The following is a 17,585-nucleotide window of genomic DNA, read 5'->3' as shown; positions in this document are numbered from 1 at the left end:
GTACTAGAATTTGGGGCAGTAATGGGTCTTGTTTTCCGCTGGCTGGTGCGCATCGTGTCGGGTCTGATCATGCTGATCCTCGCCGCAATGGGCCTCGTCTATTTTCTGGCCAGTCAATCCCTGCCGGATTATGACCAGACGCTCGAAGTCAACGGGTTGAGCGCTCCGGTTGAGATCGTGCGCGACACCGCCAATGTGCCGCACATTCTGGCCCAAAATGACCCGGATGTGTTTTTCGGTCTTGGATATGCCCACGCGCAGGATCGGTTGTGGCAGATGACAGTCATGCGCCGCACCGCGCAGGGCCGCTTGTCCGAGATCTTTGGCCCGCGCACCCTGCGCGTTGACAAGCTGTTGCGCCGGCTGGATCTGTACGGCCTTGCCCATCGCTCGGTCGAGGTACAGGACGATTATACCAAGGCTGCCCTTCGTGCTTATGCTGCCGGGGTCAACGCACGCCTAGCCGAGATCAACGACGAGGCATTGGGGCGTGGCGCGCCAGAGATGTTCCTGTTCAATGCCCCCGTCTCGCCCTGGCAACCGGGCGACAGTATTGCCGTGATCAAGCTCATGGCGCTGCAATTGTCCGGTCACCTGACCGACGAGGTTTTGCGGGCGCGGACGTCTTTGATGCTGAGCAATCCGGACAGACTGGCAGATATTCTGCCCGATGTTCCCGGCCCCGGCATTGCCGCGCTGCCTGAATATGCTTCGCTGTTTCCCAACCTTCCACGCTATGCCGCTGGTACGAGTTTTCCTGAAACGCCACTGTCCCCCCTTCCCAAACGCGGGTTGGCGGGCGCATCAAACGCGTGGACTGCTGCGCCTTCGCGCTCGGCAAGCGGTGGGACGTTGCTGGCCAACGACCCACATCTGGGCTTCACAGCCCCCGGTGTGTGGTATCTGGCACATCTTGGTCTGGCAAAGGGAAGCGTCATTGGGGCCTCGATCCCTGGTATTCCCGCAATCATGACCGGCCGTAGTGACCGGTTGGGTTGGGGGGTGACGTCATCTTATCTTGACGATCAGGACATTCACATTGAGCAGCTGAACCCGGACAACCCCGAAGAATACCTGACCCCGGACGGTTATCAGGAATTCAAGACCCGTCCTTCGATAATTGAAATCAAAGGGGAAGCTCCGGTTACACTGACGTTGCGCTGGACTGAAAACGGGCCGGTTTTGCCCGGTACGGATTACAAGCTGGAAACTATCACACCGCCAGGCCATGTTGCGTCTTTGTCCTGGACTGCGCTCAGCCCGCAAGACACTTCGATGACGGCGTCCATGGCCCTGATGAATGCGGACAACGTGCAGGACGCCATAACCGTGGCGCGGCAATTCATTGCGCCCTCGCAGAATCTGTCACTGGTCGACAAAACGACGATAGGGATGAAACTGATTGGCGCCATGCCCCGGCGTGATCTGCAAAACCAGAGCCGCGGACGCATTCCGACACCCGGCTGGATCGAAGCAAACCGCTGGCAAGGTCGCCTACCCTACACCAACAACCCGGAATTTGTGGCCCCTGCTGGCGGCGTTCTAGGCAACACGAATAACAAGATCATCAACCGCCCGTTCCCGGATCATGTGTCCTACGAATGGGGAGACACTCAGCGCGTGCATCGCTGGGAACGCCTGATGCAATCGCGTGAGGTGCATACCCGCGACAGTTTCATCGAAGCGCAACTGGACACCGTCAGTTTCACCGCGCGCTCTCTACTGCCACTGATCGGTGCTGACCTTTGGTATACCGGTGCCTCGGCCCCCGAAGGGACGCCCGAGCGCCAGCGCCAGATTGCGCTGTCGCTGCTGGCGGACTGGAATGGCGAGATGAACGAGCATCTGCCCGAACCGCTGATCTACGCAGCCTGGGTGCGGGCCCTTCAGCTCCGCCTGATCTCGGACGAGCTGGGGCCGCTGGCCAGCGAATTCAAACATGTCGAGCCTTTGTTCATCGAGCGGGTCTATCGTGACATTGATGGCGCCGGTGTCTGGTGCGATGTACGACAAAGCGCGCCGATTGAAACCTGTACCGAAATGGCTCGACTTGCATTGGATGATGCGCTGATCTGGATCACCGAACGCTATGGTAGCACACTTGAATCCCTACGCTGGGGTGATGCGCATCAGGCAACCCACGATCACCCCGTTTTAGGAAACGTGCCAATACTTCGGTATTTTGTGAACATTCGCCAATCGACCAGTGGCGGCGACAACACCTTGCTGCGCGGGCGCACCTCGGGCGAAGGGCTCGACCCGTTTCAGAACGTGCACGGAGCCGGGTATCGCGGTGTGTATGACTTTGCCGATCCCAACAGCTCGGTCTTTATCACGGCTACCGGCCAATCGGGCCATTTCCTGTCGCGTTATTACGACGATCAGGCGCAGCTGTGGCGGCGTGGCGAATATATTCCCATGTCGCTGGACCTTGACCTTGCCCGCGCCGCTGCTGTCGGAGTGACCAAACTGATCCCACGCTAAGCACGGGGTTTCGGCGAGTCCCCGCCCCTTTTTGTCCGGACCGTGGACGCCACGCGGCAGTTTCGCCTACCATCACCGGGCGAACTGTTTCGGACCAGGGGGAAACTATGGCCAGCATTCGGGATACTCTGAACAACCTTGCCCGAGATTACGCGATCGCCTGGAGTTCAGGTGACGCCGATGCCGTTGCCAGTTTTTTCACGCAGGACGGTCGGATAACAACCAACCGGGGTGAGCCTGTCGAAGGGCGTGCCGCGATTGCCGAAATGGCTCGAGAGGTCTATGCCGATTTTCCGGACCTGGAAGTGCGGTGCGACATGATGCGATGGGCTGGCTCTCACGCCCTGTTTGTCTGGACACGTGAAGGGCATCATGCCCAGACCGGCAACTATGTTATCGCGCGCGGATGGGATGAATGGGAACTTGCACCTGACCATCTTGTACAATCGTCAGTCGGCTGGTTCGACACCGATGATATACAGCGGCAACTTTACGGCACATGACTTAGGTCGTCTTTTTACCCGCGGTTTCAATCGCATAACTCCGCGGTATTCCCTGTGTAATCAGAAACCACTCGGATGCCTTCGTCCGCTGCTGATGCGCATCAAATGCCCGCTGATTCACAAAAACCTCTGATACAGTGAACCGTCCGGGTGTGATCTGATCCTCGACAACATCGAACGACAGGCAACCCTCTTCCGCCTTTGTGAGGGCGATATGCGTGGACAGAGCGGCGCGCACATCTTCAAGGCGATCCGCTGGGACATCAATAAATCCGGTCAGAAATACTCTTTGATCCAATGTGTCAGACAAGTTCCGCCACTTCGCCGTTTCTATAGTGTTTCGAATTGAGCAGCCTGTTTATCCGTCCAAAGGACAGTAATACGGAACCCTTTTTCGGTCTGCTCTTCGGATTGTACAACATCCTGCCGGAACAACCACGCCCGCTTGTTACCTTCAGCGAAGCTCAGGTTCAGAACATCCTCGTGCCGGGCCCCTTGCAGGATTGCTGCAATCTCGGAAAGCAAAGGGGTCACGCCTTCGCCGGTAACTGCCGAGATGGCAAATATGGCCGGATCGCGATCCGCCCTTGCCAATGCAGCGTCTTTTTCTTCGGCGCTCAGTAAGTCAGTCTTGTTCCAAACCTCAAGCCGGGGGCGTTCTTCGTCGACACCAAGCGAGGTCAGGATTGCTTCGACATCCTGCGCCTGCGCTTCGGTTTCCTCATGGCTGATATCACGCACGTGAACAATCAGATCAGCGCCCAATACTTCTTCAAGCGTGGCCCGAAAAGACGCCACAAGCTCGGTCGGCAGGTTCGAGATAAAACCCACCGTATCCGACAGGATCACTTCCGGGCCATCGGGCAGTTGCACGCGGCGCATAGTTGGATCCAGCGTGGCAAACAGCATGTCCTTGGCCAACACTTCGGCCCCGGTCAGCCGATTGAACAGAGTAGATTTCCCGGCATTGGTATATCCAACCAATGCAACGATCGGATATGGCACCTTGGCCCGCGCAGCACGGTGCAACGTGCGGGTCTTGACTACTTTCTGCAACTGGCGACGCAGACGCACAAGTTGTTCGTCAATGGCGCGACGGTCGGCTTCGATCTGGGTCTCGCCAGGTCCGCCGACAAATCCCAAGCCGCCACGCTGACGTTCAAGGTGGGTCCAAGCCCGCACCAGACGCGTCCGCTGATAGCTGAGCGCAGCCATTTCCACCTGCAACACCCCTTCGCGGGTACGCGCACGGTCACTGAAAATCTCAAGGATCAGCCCGGTCCGGTCGAGGATCTTGACCTTCCATGCCTTTTCCAGATTGCGCTGCTGAACCGGGGTCACCGGCCCATCGATCAGAACCAGTTCAACCTCGTTTTCACGAAGCCGCTCGCCCAGTTCCTCGATCTTGCCACTGCCAAACAAATAGCCGGGCTGGGCGCGTTGCAGGCGAACGATTTCAGACCCGATCACGTCCAGATCGGGCAAAGCGGCGGCCAGCGCAACCGCCTCGGCCAGCGCCGGTTCGGGAACGCGGCGCTGTTCATCTGATTTGATTTCGGGATGCAGCACCCAGGCCCGGGTGCGCGTCCGGTCATGTTCCATCAAGAGGCGTCTTCGCCCTCATACAGGTTGATCGGCTGTGATGGCATGATGGTTGATATCGCGTGCTTGTACACCAGCTGCGACTGTCCGTCGCGGCGCAACAATACACAGAAATTGTCGAACCAGGTGATCACACCCTGCAATTTCACGCCATTGATCAGGAAAATTGTAACCGGAACCTTAGCTTTCCGTACATTGTTCAGGAAGGCATCCTGAAGATTCTGTCTGTCCGAAGCCATATTTATATAATCTCGCCATTGTTCTTGCCACGCGTTGCGGACCAACACGCTCCCTCCGGTTCAGTATGGAGCGCCGCGTAAAGATATTCCAGACGAAAAATTAAGCAGAAAAAACGGCCGGACCCAACCGCTTCAATCCCGCCACAGCGAAGGAGTGATCAGGGCGATGATCGCAAGTGTCTCGAGCCGGCCAATGACCATCGCCGCGCACAGCGTCAGCTTGGCCCCTGCGGACAGGTCTATCAACCGGATCGGAACATCAGTGGCCAGCTCAATCAGCGGGCCCGTCGTGCTGAGCGTTGCGACGCTGAGCACCATGGCCTGTTCGAACCCGGCCCCCATAGCGGCCAGCAAAAGGTTGAACACTGCCAATGTCAGCGCAAAGAGCATTAGAAAGATCCAGGCGATAAACGCGCCGTCCCTTTGAATGCGTCGGTTACCGCCTCCAACCCCGCTGACTGACGAGGGATAGATCAACCTGTCGATCTCGCGCGCACCATTCAGGTACAGGGCAAAAACCCGCAGCAGTTTGACACCGCCAGCCGTAGTGGCGACCCCGCCACCGATCAGCGCCAGCCCCATCAGCAACAATCCGGGCGTTCCCAGACCAGACAATTGCTGCGCATCATCCCAGTTTGCGCTTTCAAACCCGGCGGTTGTCAGAAAGGCCAGAACAGTGAACAGCATACCCCAGATGACCTGCAATACCTGCAAAGGTTCGATTTGCCCGCCGATTTCCGTAACGCCTGCAATAACGCGAAAGAACAGTAACGCAGCAACGGCCAGCACAATCATCAGGCCAATGCGAAACTCCGGGTCCGTATCCAGGCGGGAATAACCGGATGTTGCCGTGTCGGTCGAAAATGTCAGGCGCGAAAGGGCGAAGAACAGGAACAGAAACAGGATCGCCTCGCCCGTGAATCCCGCTTGCGCGCCTTCCATACCACCCACCGGAGAAATTCCCGACGTCGCCATGACCGACATTGCGTGGCAAACGGCCGTCAGACCATTTTCGCCAGCGATCAGAAGAAGGATCCAGATCACTGCCGTCAGCCCGGCATAGACCGGGGTCAGTCCCTTTGCCACACGGAGCAGCCGGCCACGTGGATCAACGCGTTCGCTTTGCGCAACACCCGATACCGGGCGACCCGGCTGACCGCGTGCCGTGACCTCGAACCCACCTAGCGACAAAGGCGCAAGGATTGCCGCGGCGGCAATCCACATCAGCAAACCGCCCATCCATCCAACCAAGGCACGCCACAGGTGCAGCGGGGCCGTCAGGCGGTCTGGATCCGGAAACAGATCCGCCCCTGTGGTCGTAAGGGCACTAACCATGTCAAAGTAAGCGTTCAGGAATGTGGTCGTTCCCAGCGCGTCGTGAAATGGAATTGCAAGAAAGACGGGAAGAATGGTGAAACATGCGAGCATCACCGCCAATTGTCCCAAAGTCCCACGCCGTGGCACGCGATTGGACGAGGCCAATGCGATACTGGCGACCAGAAACAACCCTATGATACCGGAATACAGAAACGATCGGGATGTGTCGTGATCATCCAGCGCCAGCGCGTAAACTGCCGGAACCCACATTGCCAGTGACGCAATAGCCCAGATCAGAAGAAACAGCGGCAACCGCCGCAATAGCCCGATCTGTTGTATCCCCGCATGCGCCATCAGAAGAAATCGATTGAAACCTGCATCAGGCGTTCGACCTCAGGCACGTCCTTGGCCATGGCAAAGATCGCGACGACATCCTTTTCATCGATCCTGAGGCTGCCCGTCGGTCGCATCACCTCATCTCCCTTACGCACAGCCCCCACCAGTACGCCTTCGGGAAAATCGATATCGCGCAGCTTTTGCCCCGCCATGGGAGAGGTTGACAGAACCTCGGCCTCGATCACTTCGGCCTCAGCATCTCCGATCGAGTAGACCTGTCGCACCCGGCCATGACGGATGTGGCGCAGGATAGAACTGACGGTGGTTGCCCGCGGATTGATATACGCGTCGATCCCCAAAGGTCCCATCAACGCCACCATGCTGGGATCATTGATCAAAGCAATCGCCAACGTGCAACCCTCGGCCTTGGCCCGCACAGCGGCCAGCATGTTCGTGCGGTCATCATCCGTAACCGCCAGCATTGCATCCGCCCTGTCGATACCGGCCTCGCTCAACAAACTGGCATCAAGACCATCACCGTGCAGCACAATCGTTCGTTCCAGCGTCTCGGCGGCGATCTCGGCGCACCGGCGATCCCGCTCGACGATCTTGGCGCGCACGCGGCTTTTTTGTTCTTCCAGAGTTCGCGCCACTTCAAGCCCGACATTGCCGCCGCCCACGATCACCACGCGATCCTGACGCTTTTGGGTCTTGCCAAACACCTCCATGGTGCGATCCACGTCTTTTACATTGGTAAAGACGTAGCATTCGTCGCCGACAAACAGCTGATCCTCGGATTCTGGTGCAAACAGCGTTCCATCGCGACGCACCCCCACTACGATCGAACTGAGCGTCGAGAACAAATCGGTCAGTTGCCGCAAGGGTGTGTTCACGATCGGGCAGTCCTCATCCACGCGAATTCCCAAAAGCTGCGCCTTGCCGTCCATGAAAACCTCGGTGTCAAAGGCGGACGGGGCCGACAGGCGGCGCATCGCGGCTGCGGCCACTTCGCGTTCGGGGCTGATCACCACATCAATCGGCAGATGATCGCGCCGGTAAAGGTCCGAGTGGATCGCTTCAAGATAGGATTTCGACCGCAGTCGCGCGATCTTGCGCTGAATCGAAAAGACCGAATGCGCCATCTGGCAGGTGACCATGTTCACCTCGTCCGAATGGGTCGCAGCGATGATCATGTCCGCATCGCGCGCGCCTGCCCTTTCAAGCACATCGGGGTAACTTGCAAACCCGGCGATCCCCTGCACATCCAGTGTTTCGGTCGCCCGCCGTACCAGATCGGGATTGTTGTCGACAACGGTGACATCGTTCAATTCGCCCGAAAGGTGCCGCGCAATCTGCCAGCCGACCTGACCCGCGCCGCAAATAATGACCTTCATGTTTCTGGCCCTTCTGCCTGAAAGGATTGAATGACAGATGCCCCCAAAGCGGTCAATTGAATTGTCATCGCTGATCAGCTGCGGCAAGATAAGCATATGAAAACGCTGTTTCCTATGCTCGTGCCCCTGATGGTACTGTCCTCGTGTGGGCCACTCTCGCTTTACTATCGCGAGGGTGAAACCGTGTCACGTCTGCAAAAAGAGACCACCCAGTGCCAGCTTAGGGCGGTAAAAGAGGTGCCGGTTGCCAATCAAATCCGTCAAAGCCCACCGACTTATTGGCCTGGGCGTACGTATTGTGATGGCATGGGTCGTTGCTATCAATCCCCAGGCTGGTGGCAACCCGGCAGGGTTTATACCGTCGATGTCAACCAGGGACTGCGAAACACGGTCGAGGCGCAATGCATGGCCGAAAAGGGATTTCGTCCGGTCAGCTTACCGCCCTGCAAGCAAAACGTGAAATCACGGGTGCCACTGGCGCGAACAACGACATTGCCGCCCCTTAACAGTGCCTCATGCTTTGTGAAATTCGATGACGGGTCGTTTCAGATCATCACACCGGGGCAATCCGGATAAGAAAAACCACTGTTCCGCATGTTTGATCAATCCAGCTCGGTCGAAGCGCGTTTGCGCCGCGCGGCTAGCCACAGATGCAGCGCCATGGCAACAGCATAGAACCCGACCACGGCAATCAACATGCCTGCTTCACTGGTCCGCCACAGAATTGCAAGCAAAACAGGTGTGCCCAAAAGGTTACCCGCATTCCCCATCTGCGCCATCGCACCATAGCTAAGCGCCTGGTTTTCGGGTGTCGAGTTCAACTGCGGTACCGCTGCAAAGCTGCCGCCCTGAACAAGCCCCAGCACCGCAAAAAGCGCAACGCAGACAACGGGCAACGGGGCACCAAGAAACAGGGCGCCTATCGTCAGGATAGACAGCCCGAAACCAAGGGTAACAACGAATACGCCAGAACAAACGTTCAGCAACACTGGGACGGTAAGCCAGGAAATCACGATCCCGGCCAACGGCATCAAACCTGCGATCATCGCACTGACATCTTCCGGCAATCTTCCCGGAAGAATGGCCAGCAGCGAGACAAAGGTCAGCGTGTAAAAGAACCATCCGAGCGCCGGAGCCGACACAAATGCAGAGCGATAGGTCTGTACGTGTATGTCAATCAGTGTTCGAACGCTCCAAAAAGGAATGTTCACCAAAGCCGTTGCACTGTTGGGACGGAAAGATACGATCAGGACGGCGATCAGAAACATCAGCGCGCCATGGGTAGCAAAATAAACCGGCAGCCCGACCTGAGCGATCAATGGAAGCCCAAGCCAAGCGTTCAGGGCAAAGGCGACACCAAAGAAACTGCTCCACAAAACCATTGCCGCGTTGCGCCATTTTCCAATCGTGATTTGCGCAATCAGAGTCGGCGCGGCGACAACGATGGCCAGATGAGAGACCCCTTCGACAACGCGACTGACCAGCATCATGCCTAAACCGGGGATACTGGCCTGAAACAGGGACACCGCCCCGCCAAGGATCAAGCCAAACATCAGCAACCGGACAGGCCCCACCCGCCCCGCTATCGCGCCGGACAATGCACCAAGAATCGCGCCAATCAGGCTGATGACTGACAAAAGCCAGCCAATCTTATCCGCGTGCGCAGGATAGAGGGCCGCGACCTGAACAAAAGGAACCGCTATCTTGGCGAATTGGGTCGCCGCACCTAGCCCGGCAAGCCAAAGCAACAAAACCTGTAACAAGATGCGTAATGGATGGGGCATAGCCCGGTTCTACTGCACCCGACCGCACAGGAATACGCATAAATTATGCGCGTCCCGACCGTGCCCCACTGACCAGCCTAACCGGCGTTCCATCCGACAGGTACAACCGTTCCCAGGTGATCTGTCCGGCGCTGATCCGGATACGGTCGTGCCGCGCTTCGGAGGTTACAAACGACTTGGGGTTGGGCGTTTGCAGATCCCACCATCCCTCGTCCTGTAGCTCGGCCTCAGCCTGCCGGATTTCTTCCGTCGCAAATTGCCAGAGGGACACGCCAAGCAGTGCCCGTTGGGTGGTTTTCCAGTCCCGCGCCCGCCTGCGGGAATAGGCCAGGCACATGTGGCTGGCCTCCTCAACCAGATGGATGCAGTCGGCCGAGTTCACGACAAGCCGTCTTAACGCGTTGTCATCCGCCCTGAAAGGAGCCAGCGCAGCAAACACCGAGTGTTGCAGATCAGGTGTCGGAAGCTGAATCCCGTTCTCCCATCTGGAAACCGTGGTCTGATCGACCTCCAGAACCTCTGCCAGCGCGGATTGTTTCAATCCGATCGACCGTCGAAGCCGCTTTAACCGCCTGCCAAAAGCCGGGTAGCCTTCGACGAACCGGCCAGACAGATCAGAGTTCACCGTCCTCGCCATCCCTTCCACACATCCATCTGCCCGTGAACTATGACCCCAGACTCATTCTGCTGGTTCGGGCTCGTCGATTTGCGCGACCCGCGCACCGGATTTGTTTGAGGTCACAACACCCAGCGACTTTAGCTTGCGATGCAGCGCACTGCGTTCCATCCCGACAAAGCTGGCGGTGCGGCTGATATTGCCGCCAAAGCGGTTGATCTGGGTCAGCAGATACTCACGCTCGAACGCTTCGCGGGCCTCGCGCAGCGGCAAAGTGGCCAGCGCCCCCGACAAGACAACGCGGCCCGACTCTTCGGCCTTGTCTTCTTCGCTTGGCAGCTCGCGCGCCTCAATTGGGCCGGTGCCGTCACCCAGAATCAAAACACGTTCGATCAAGTTTTTCAGCTGGCGCACGTTACCCGGCCACGTCATTGTCTGAAGCAAAGCGACCGCCTCGTCCGACAGCTCCCGCATAGGCAACCCTTGGGTTTCGTTGCACATTTCGATGAAATGCTGGGCCAGAACCGGAATATCCTCGCGCCGGTCCTCGAGTGATGGAACGGTGATCGGAACCACATTCAGACGGTGATACAGCTCTTCCCGGAACCGCTCGGCCGCGATTTCATCATCAAGATCTTTGTTGGTCGATGAGATCACCCGAAGATCCACGCGCACTTTGTCCGAGCCACCCACGCGCTGGAATTGCTGATCCACCAGCACACGCAGGATTTTGGACTGTGTACCCAAAGGCATGTCGGACACTTCATCAAAATAGACCACGCCGCCGTGGGCTTCTTCCAGCAATCCGGATTCCACACCACGTTCGGCCGATTCCCGGCCAAACAGAACTTCTTCCACACGCTCAGGCTCAATCCCGGCACAGTTGACGGTCACGAAGGGAGCGTTTGCGCGGTTGGAGTGGGCATGGATATAGCGCGCGGCAATTTCCTTTCCAGAACCCGCAGGCCCGCGCAGCATGACGCGACCGTTTGACTTGGTAACCTTGTCCAACTGCCCCTGCATCGCCCGGAACGACGCGGATTTGCCGATCATGTCGGAGTTGTTGACCTCTTTCCGCTTCAGCGACGCGTTCTCGCGCCGTAGACGAGACGTCTCCATCGCGCGGCGGATCACCACCATCAACTGGTCAATGTTAAAGGGCTTCTCGATAAAGTCGTAAGCACCCTGTTTGATAGCAGCAACAGCGATTTCGATGTTGCCGTGGCCCGAAATAATCACCACCGGCACATCCGGGTTATCGCGTTTTACCGACTTGAGGATATCAATCCCGTCCATACGGCTGTCCTTCAGCCAGATATCCAGGATCAACAGCCCCGGCGGTTCGGAATTGATCGACGCCATGCACTCGTCCGAGTTGGCTGCCAGCCGGGTTGAATAGCCTTCGTCCTCCAGAATGTCGGACACCAGCTCGCGAATATCGCGCTCGTCATCTACGATCAGAATGTCGCTCATCTTTGGCCTGCTTTCAGTTTGTTGGTTCTAATTGCCTGCTTCTGCGGCGCAACGGTTGGGGACATACCTGCCCCAGGCAAACGGATCACAGCCATTGCGCCAAAATGGTCCTGCCCGTCAAATACGGGCGCGTCCTCAAGGGTCAGCGCGCCGCCATGCTCTTCTATAATTTTCTTGACGATCGGAAGGCCCAGCCCGGTCCCTTCGTCGCGTGTCGTAACATAAGGTTCAAACAAACGCGCCCGGTCCTCCGGCAGACCGATTCCATTGTCTGCAATGGTAATGACCGTACCCGCACTGTCGCTTGATACCGCCACCTTGATCTGTGGCACCAGGTTGCTCGGGGCGCCCTTTTCTTGCAAGGTAACAATAGCTTCCCCAGCGTTCTTAATCAGGTTGGTCAATGCCTGGTTGAGCATGGTCGCATCTACATCCGCCATGATCGGCTGCTGCGGCAGATCGGCGTCAATCTGTACGTCCGGCTGTCCCGCCTGCTGCAAAAGAACGGCTTCGCGCACCAGTTCAACCAAGTCTTCCTCTCGTCGAACGGGTTCGGGCATCCGTGCGAACTTGGAAAACTCATCCACGATACGCCGCAGGTCGTTAGTCTGCCGCACGATGACGCCGGTCATCGACTCAAGGCTGCCGCTGTCTTCCTCATCCAGTTTGCGGGCGAACTTGCGCTTGATGCGCTCTGCGCTGAGCTGGATCGGCGTCAATGGGTTCTTGATTTCATGTGCAATGCGGCGGGCCACGTCCCCCCACGCCGCCATTCGCTGTGCGCTGACCAGATCGGTTACATCGTCAAAGGCAACCACATAGCCTTCCAGCCCGCCATCCTCTCCGCGACGGATGGCCATGCGAACCAGCAGGTTTTCCAGCCGCCCCTTGCGTGTGACCTTAACCTCACCCTGAACAGCCTCCTGCCCGCTGTCCTTGAGGCTTTCAAACAAGGGCAGAAACTCTGGGACTGCAATGCCGATAGCCAGGTGTTCTTCGCCTCGTGACCAGTCCAGCAATCGCTCGGCAGAACGGTTGACGAAGGTAACGCATCCATCCGGGTCCACGCCGACAACACCGGATGTGACCGAACTGAGCACGGAATCAAACAGGCGACGCCTTCTTTCGATTTGCTGGGTGTTTTCCAGCAGCGTGTCCCGCTGTCCTTTTAGTTGTCGGGTCATCTGGTTGAAATATCGGCCCAACATCGCGATCTCGTCGTCGCTGGCCTCTTCGATGACCTGAACGCTCAAGTCTCCGGCACCGACCCGCTGTGCTGCCGTGGTCAATCGTCCGACCGGGCGCGACAGCCGTTCGGCAAACCACATCCCCAGTGACATCGCAGCCAGGATCAGGATCAGCGCAAAGCCGAGATAGAGCAGGCCGAATTCGAACAACACCCTGCCCCGTTCACTTTCCAGCTGCTGATAGAACTGCGCCGTTTCCTTGGTGTCATCCAGCAGCGTCAACAACTGCCCGTCCACTTCGCGGCTGACATACAGGTAACGGTCCAGATAGGCGGTAAGCGGGACCAGCGCGCGGAATTCACTGTTTGGCCAGTCAGCAATGATCAGCAGCCCCTTTTCTGCCGCTTCCGTCATTTGCTCGGCTGTTGGCGCCTCATAGTTGAACAGATAGGACCGATCCCCGCGCGACCGGATTTCGCCCGTGCCGTCGATGACATAGGCCTCGCGCAACCCGCGCTGAATCCGGGCCTGCCCCTGCGCCAGAACCTCGCGGAGTTCGGCATCAGAAATGTAAAACTCCACCGAACGTGCGTTGTTCAGGAACCGCGCCAGAACGGTTGCGTCCTGCGTCAGACCACTGCGATGTTCCTGCTCATAAGCCTCTGCCGCCGTCAGGGAGGACCCGACAACCTGCCGTACGCGATCCGAAAACCAGCCTTCCAGACCGATATTCACGGTAAGGCCGGCAAAAATGGCGACCGTAACGGTCGGAACCAGCGCGAGCAGCGTAAACGCCCCGATCAGGCGCAAATGCAGGCGCGAGCCCGCCGACTTGGCCCGCCTGGCCGCAATCAGGCTACCCAACTGACTGAGCACCAAAGCCGCAACGACCAGAACATAGACTAGATCGGCTAGCAGAATCAGCCGCAATGTCGGCGCGGTCGCACCAAGATCAAAGGGACCAATGACAAGATATGTGGCAAGCGCCAGAACTGGCCCCAAGAGGACCAGCCCAAAGGTGCCGAAATTGCGCAGTTTCCGTGATTTACGCCATCGACCAATCGATAGGATCATCCCGCTCTGTGCTCGGGTTGCCACCGTCTGCCCTCATCCTGATGTGCCGCTTGTGCGGCTTACCGCCATATATCGTGATCTTTTCCTGACAGGTGCCAGGATGCCACGGTTTGTGTGGCGATATTACATCAGTTTGCGACGCCGTGTCACCTGAATATCGAGGTCAGTAATCTTTTTTCGCAGCGTATTTCGGTTAATCCCCAGTAAATCAGCACATTTTGCCTGATTCCCACCAGTTGCATCCAGTGCGATTTCGATTAGCGGAGCCTCAACCTCACGCAAAATCCGCTGATAAAGGCCCGGTGGCGGCAAAATGTTGCCGTGCAGATCGAAATACCGTCGCAGATGACGCTCGACCGAAGTTGAAAGCTTTTCACGTTCGCCACCGCTCAGAACCGGTGCGGCTTCGGGCTGGCTGCCCAACACCATTTCCACCTCGGCCTTTGAAATCTCATCTGCCCGGCTGGTCAGCCCCAAACGGCGAACGGCGTTTTCCAGTTGTCGCACATTCCCCGGCCATGAATAGCGCCGCACCAGTTCCACCGCATCAGAGCTGAGCCACCGCTTGTTTCCGTTTTCCTTCTCTTCCCGGGCCAGAAAATGTTCGGCCAGCAGCGGAATATCGTCGACCCTTTCGCGCAACGATGGCACGTGGATCGTCGCCCCGCACAAACGATAATACAGGTCCTGACGGATACGGCCGTTTTCCATCCCATCGGTCAAGTTTGTCTGGCTGGTAGCCATGAAACGCGGAGCATGATCGCCGGGCGTATCCATCATACGCACTACGCGGGCTTGAATTTCATCGCCGATATCTGCGATTTCATCTATCAGCAGCGTACCTCCACGCACCCGCGCCATCACGCGGGCCGGGCCCTCCAAATCGCTTAGGTCGGCTGCGGTGACTGTGACAAAGGGTAATGTACGCCGATCCGAAAAGTCGTGAATTGCCCGGGCAATCAGCGATTTACCCGTTCCGCTTTCACCCGAGATCATTACCGGCAGGTCGGTGTTCATCACGCGTGCGACCAACCGATACAAGGCCTGCATGACTGGCGTGCGGCCGACCAGAGGCAGCTCATCCGGACGCTCACCGCCTGCCTGTTTAGGTTCTGGCTGTGCGCGCTGCTTCTGATCCAGTGCCCGCGCCGTGCGTTTCATCAAATCCGGCAGGTCAAACGGTTTGGGCAGATAGTCATATGCGTCTGCCTCAGCCGCCTGAATCGCGGTCATGATCGTGTTTTGTGCGGAAATCACGATAACCGGCAATCCAGGGCGATCCTTTGCGATCTTCGGCAGCATCTCCAGACCATTGCCATCAGGCATGACAACATCCGAAATCACCACGTCGCCTTTACCTTCGCCGACCCAACGCATCAGGGTCGTCAGCGAGGACGTTGCGTGCACCTTGCATCCGGCCCGCGTCAGCGCCTGAGTCAGAACGGTGCGGATTGTGCGGTCGTCATCCGCAACCAGTACGGTGCCATCCATCAGGTGCTCTCCTTCTTGTGTTCTGTTGCGTCTCGCGGCGCGCGGCGCAGCGACAGTTTGAAGACGGTGCGGCCAGGCACGGAATCGGCGGAAATCCAGCCGTCATGGTCGGAAACGATCTTGCTGACCAGCGCCAGCCCGAGACCGGTGCCGTTTTCCTTGCCCGACACAAACGGGTCAAAAATGTCACCGCGGATATCCTCGGGCAGCCCTGGACCGTCATCGATGATCTCGATCTGCAACGGCAGCGAGTGACCCGACCCATCACTTCTGCGCAGCCGGAAGGAATGTTCGAAATACGTGCGCAGACGGATTATTCCGCCCTGAGGCCCTGCGGCCTCGGATGCGTTTTTCAGCAAGTTCAGAACCACCTGAAGAAACTGGTCCGGATCGCCATAGGCCAGCGGCAATGACGGATCGTAATCCTCGATGATTGTCATATCCGCGCCAAATCCCAGCAGCGCGGACCGCCTTGCACGGTCCAGCACATCGTGGATATTGACCGGCCTGAGGTCCGGTTTCTGCAAGTTGCCGAATTGCTCGACCTGCTCCAGAAGCTTCACGATTCTTCTGCTTTCGGCCACAATAAGGTCTGTAAGTTCAAGATCCTGTGACGAAATATTCATGCTCAGAAGTTGCGCTGCACCGGTAATCCCGGCCAGTGGGTTCTTAATCTCATGCGCCAGCATCTCGGCCATGCCAATCGCCGACTGCGCCGCTGACTTGACCGTGTTGCCCAAGGTCATCCGGCCCGCCAGTTCACGAGGTGATATGATCATGATCATCGAACCCGGATGCCCGACCAGAGGCGCGATCTGCAACGCACATTGCAACGGCGCACGGTTCCCCGAACCGGCATCCACATCATTTACGAACAGTGGCGTGCCTTGAGAACGGGCGCGCAGGAATGCTTCCTCCAGCGGTGCGTCAACGGCGATCTGGTCCCATACCGGATGCCCGATTACCGACCGGCGCGAGGCATTCAAAAACCCCTCGCCCGCCGAATTCACATCTGCGATGCGATCTTCTTCATCGATTATGAAGGCCGGAACCGGCAATGAGTTCCAGATGTTGGCGTTGGAATTCATGCCGCCACCTCGCCCGTATCGGCAAGTGCGTCCCCAAGCAGACGCAGGACTTCATCCGTGCTTCGCGACGTCAAAACTGCCCGGCGCAGCGGCGCAGGGGTTGCGGCCTGATCCATGTACCATCCCAGATGCTTGCGGGCGACACGCAGGCCCAGATCGGCACCGTAAAATCCCAGCATCGCCTGATAATGCGCGCGCACCATGTCGATCAGGACATTCCCGACCGGAATATCCGGCGCATCCTCCCCGTAGAGGTCGTGACTGATCTGCGCCAAAAGCCACGGTTTACCCTGCGCGCCACGCCCGACCATGACCCCATCTGCACCAGACTGAGTCAGCGACGTTCGCGCGGCGGCAGTATCCGTGATATCTCCGTTCGCAATGACCGGAATCGACACGGCTTGTTTCACGGCCCGGATCGCGCTCCAGTCAGCGCGCCCCTTGTAGAACTGGCATCGCGTGCGTCCGTGGATCGTAACCATCTGAACGCCTGCGTCTTGTGCACGGCGCGCGACCTCAGGGGCATTCAGCAGGGTGTCATCCCACCCCAGACGGGTTTTCAATGTCACCGGAACGTCAACTGCACTGACTACGGCCTCGATCAGCGTCAGCGCATGGTCTGGTGTTTTCAGCAGGGCCGAGCCGGAATACCCATTTGTAACCTTCTTGGCGGGACACCCCATGTTGATGTCGACCACCCGCGCCCCACGATCAGCAACCTGACGCGCCGCCTCGGCCATCCAGTGCGCCTCGCGCCCTGCCAGTTGCACAGCTGTATTTTCCACATCGGCAGACAATTCGGCGCGCTCCCGCACTCCGGGTTTGGCCTGCACCATTTCCTGACTGGCGACCATTTCACTGACGACCATGCCGGCGCCGAAGCGCATAACCAGATCCCGAAATGGGCGATCGGTGATTCCGGCCATCGGGGCCAGCAAAACCGGCGGTGTTACGAGTTTGTCATCGAAGCGCAAAGTCAACGTGCTTAATCCTTGGG

At 58.0% G+C, this 17,585-nt stretch carries 15 protein-coding genes; 3 read left to right on the top strand and 12 right to left on the bottom strand.

The genetic code is table 11. From position 1 onward, the window contains the following. Nucleotides 1-21: 21 nt before the first annotated feature. Together ACR0ID_RS02010 and ACR0ID_RS02005 are read left to right on the top strand one after the other, a co-directional pair. Nucleotides 22-2,484: a penicillin acylase family protein gene (locus ACR0ID_RS02010; RefSeq protein ID WP_480603465.1), complete on the top strand. Its 2,463-nt coding sequence runs from the start codon at nt 22-24 to the stop codon at nt 2,482-2,484. A 107-nt stretch (nt 2,485-2,591) separates the two neighbouring features. Next, nucleotides 2,592-2,987 carry a nuclear transport factor 2 family protein gene (locus tag ACR0ID_RS02005; RefSeq protein ID WP_480553673.1) on the top strand — a complete coding sequence of 132 codons (396 nt, stop codon included), beginning with the start codon at nt 2,592-2,594 and terminating at the stop codon, nt 2,985-2,987. A 1-nt stretch (nt 2,988) separates the two neighbouring features. On the opposite strand, the gene ACR0ID_RS02000 is transcribed toward ACR0ID_RS02005, so the two are convergent. The 5 genes from ACR0ID_RS02000 to trkA all read right to left on the bottom strand — a co-directional run bounded on the left by ACR0ID_RS02000 (nt 2,989) and on the right by trkA (nt 7,875). Beyond that, nucleotides 2,989-3,297, bottom strand: a complete 309-nt coding sequence (locus tag ACR0ID_RS02000) for a putative quinol monooxygenase (RefSeq protein ID WP_480603463.1) — start codon at nt 3,295-3,297, stop codon at nt 2,989-2,991. 20 nt (nt 3,298-3,317) lie between these two features. Beyond that, the gene (hflX, locus tag ACR0ID_RS01995; protein ID WP_480473058.1) at nt 3,318-4,589 is read right to left on the bottom strand and encodes a GTPase HflX; all 1,272 of its coding nucleotides are present in this window, start codon (nt 4,587-4,589) and stop codon (nt 3,318-3,320) included. Continuing rightward, the gene (gene hfq / locus ACR0ID_RS01990; protein WP_005982826.1) at nt 4,589-4,828 is read right to left on the bottom strand and encodes an RNA chaperone Hfq; all 240 of its coding nucleotides are present in this window, start codon (nt 4,826-4,828) and stop codon (nt 4,589-4,591) included. Before hfq ends, hflX begins: the two co-directional genes overlap by 1 nt. 132 nt (nt 4,829-4,960) lie before the next feature. Continuing rightward, nucleotides 4,961-6,499 carry a TrkH family potassium uptake protein gene (locus ACR0ID_RS01985; RefSeq protein WP_480473060.1) on the bottom strand — a complete coding sequence of 513 codons (1,539 nt, stop codon included), beginning with the start codon at nt 6,497-6,499 and terminating at the stop codon, nt 4,961-4,963. After that, nucleotides 6,499-7,875, bottom strand: coding sequence for a Trk system potassium transporter TrkA (gene trkA, locus ACR0ID_RS01980; protein WP_480603461.1), 1,377 nt, complete (start codon nt 7,873-7,875; stop codon nt 6,499-6,501). Before trkA ends, ACR0ID_RS01985 begins: the two co-directional genes overlap by 1 nt. A 96-nt stretch (nt 7,876-7,971) precedes the next feature. On the opposite strand from trkA, the gene ACR0ID_RS01975 reads away from it, so the two are divergent. Beyond that, on the top strand, nt 7,972-8,451 hold the full coding sequence (locus ACR0ID_RS01975) for a hypothetical protein (RefSeq protein ID WP_480473064.1): 480 nt from the start codon (nt 7,972-7,974) through the stop codon (nt 8,449-8,451). Between the two features lie 26 nt (nt 8,452-8,477). On the opposite strand, the gene ACR0ID_RS01970 is transcribed toward ACR0ID_RS01975, so the two are convergent. The 7 genes from ACR0ID_RS01970 to dusB all read right to left on the bottom strand — a co-directional run bounded on the left by ACR0ID_RS01970 (nt 8,478) and on the right by dusB (nt 17,568). Beyond that, nucleotides 8,478-9,659 carry an MFS transporter gene (locus ACR0ID_RS01970; protein ID WP_480603459.1) on the bottom strand — a complete coding sequence of 394 codons (1,182 nt, stop codon included), beginning with the start codon at nt 9,657-9,659 and terminating at the stop codon, nt 8,478-8,480. 43 nt (nt 9,660-9,702) lie between these two features. Then, entirely contained in the window at nt 9,703-10,284 is a 582-nt protein-coding gene (locus tag ACR0ID_RS01965; protein WP_480603457.1) for a helix-turn-helix transcriptional regulator, read from the bottom strand. Nucleotides 10,285-10,338: 54 nt separating this feature from the next. After that, entirely contained in the window at nt 10,339-11,748 is a 1,410-nt protein-coding gene (gene ntrX / locus ACR0ID_RS01960) for a nitrogen assimilation response regulator NtrX (protein ID WP_480473070.1), read from the bottom strand. Beyond that, a complete protein-coding gene (locus ACR0ID_RS01955) occupies nt 11,745-14,009 on the bottom strand; it encodes a sensor histidine kinase NtrY-like (RefSeq protein ID WP_480517237.1) in 2,265 nt (754 codons plus the stop codon). Before ACR0ID_RS01955 ends, ntrX begins: the two co-directional genes overlap by 4 nt. A 123-nt stretch (nt 14,010-14,132) precedes the next feature. Further along, nucleotides 14,133-15,500: a response regulator gene (locus ACR0ID_RS01950; protein WP_480473072.1), complete on the bottom strand. Its 1,368-nt coding sequence runs from the start codon at nt 15,498-15,500 to the stop codon at nt 14,133-14,135. Further along, nucleotides 15,500-16,588 (bottom strand): two-component system sensor histidine kinase NtrB, encoded by a 1,089-nt coding sequence (locus tag ACR0ID_RS01945; protein ID WP_480603454.1) that lies wholly within the window; start codon nt 16,586-16,588, stop codon nt 15,500-15,502. The genes ACR0ID_RS01950 and ACR0ID_RS01945 overlap by 1 nt, the downstream gene beginning before the upstream one ends. Continuing rightward, nucleotides 16,585-17,568 carry a tRNA dihydrouridine synthase DusB gene (dusB, locus tag ACR0ID_RS01940; protein ID WP_480603452.1) on the bottom strand — a complete coding sequence of 328 codons (984 nt, stop codon included), beginning with the start codon at nt 17,566-17,568 and terminating at the stop codon, nt 16,585-16,587. Before dusB ends, ACR0ID_RS01945 begins: the two co-directional genes overlap by 4 nt. Nucleotides 17,569-17,585 lie beyond the last annotated feature (17 nt).

The organism is Ruegeria sp. AL2 (assembly GCF_056540845.1).
The sequence above is the reverse complement of the archived record's forward strand: the minus strand, read 5'-3'. Positions and strand labels throughout refer to the sequence as shown.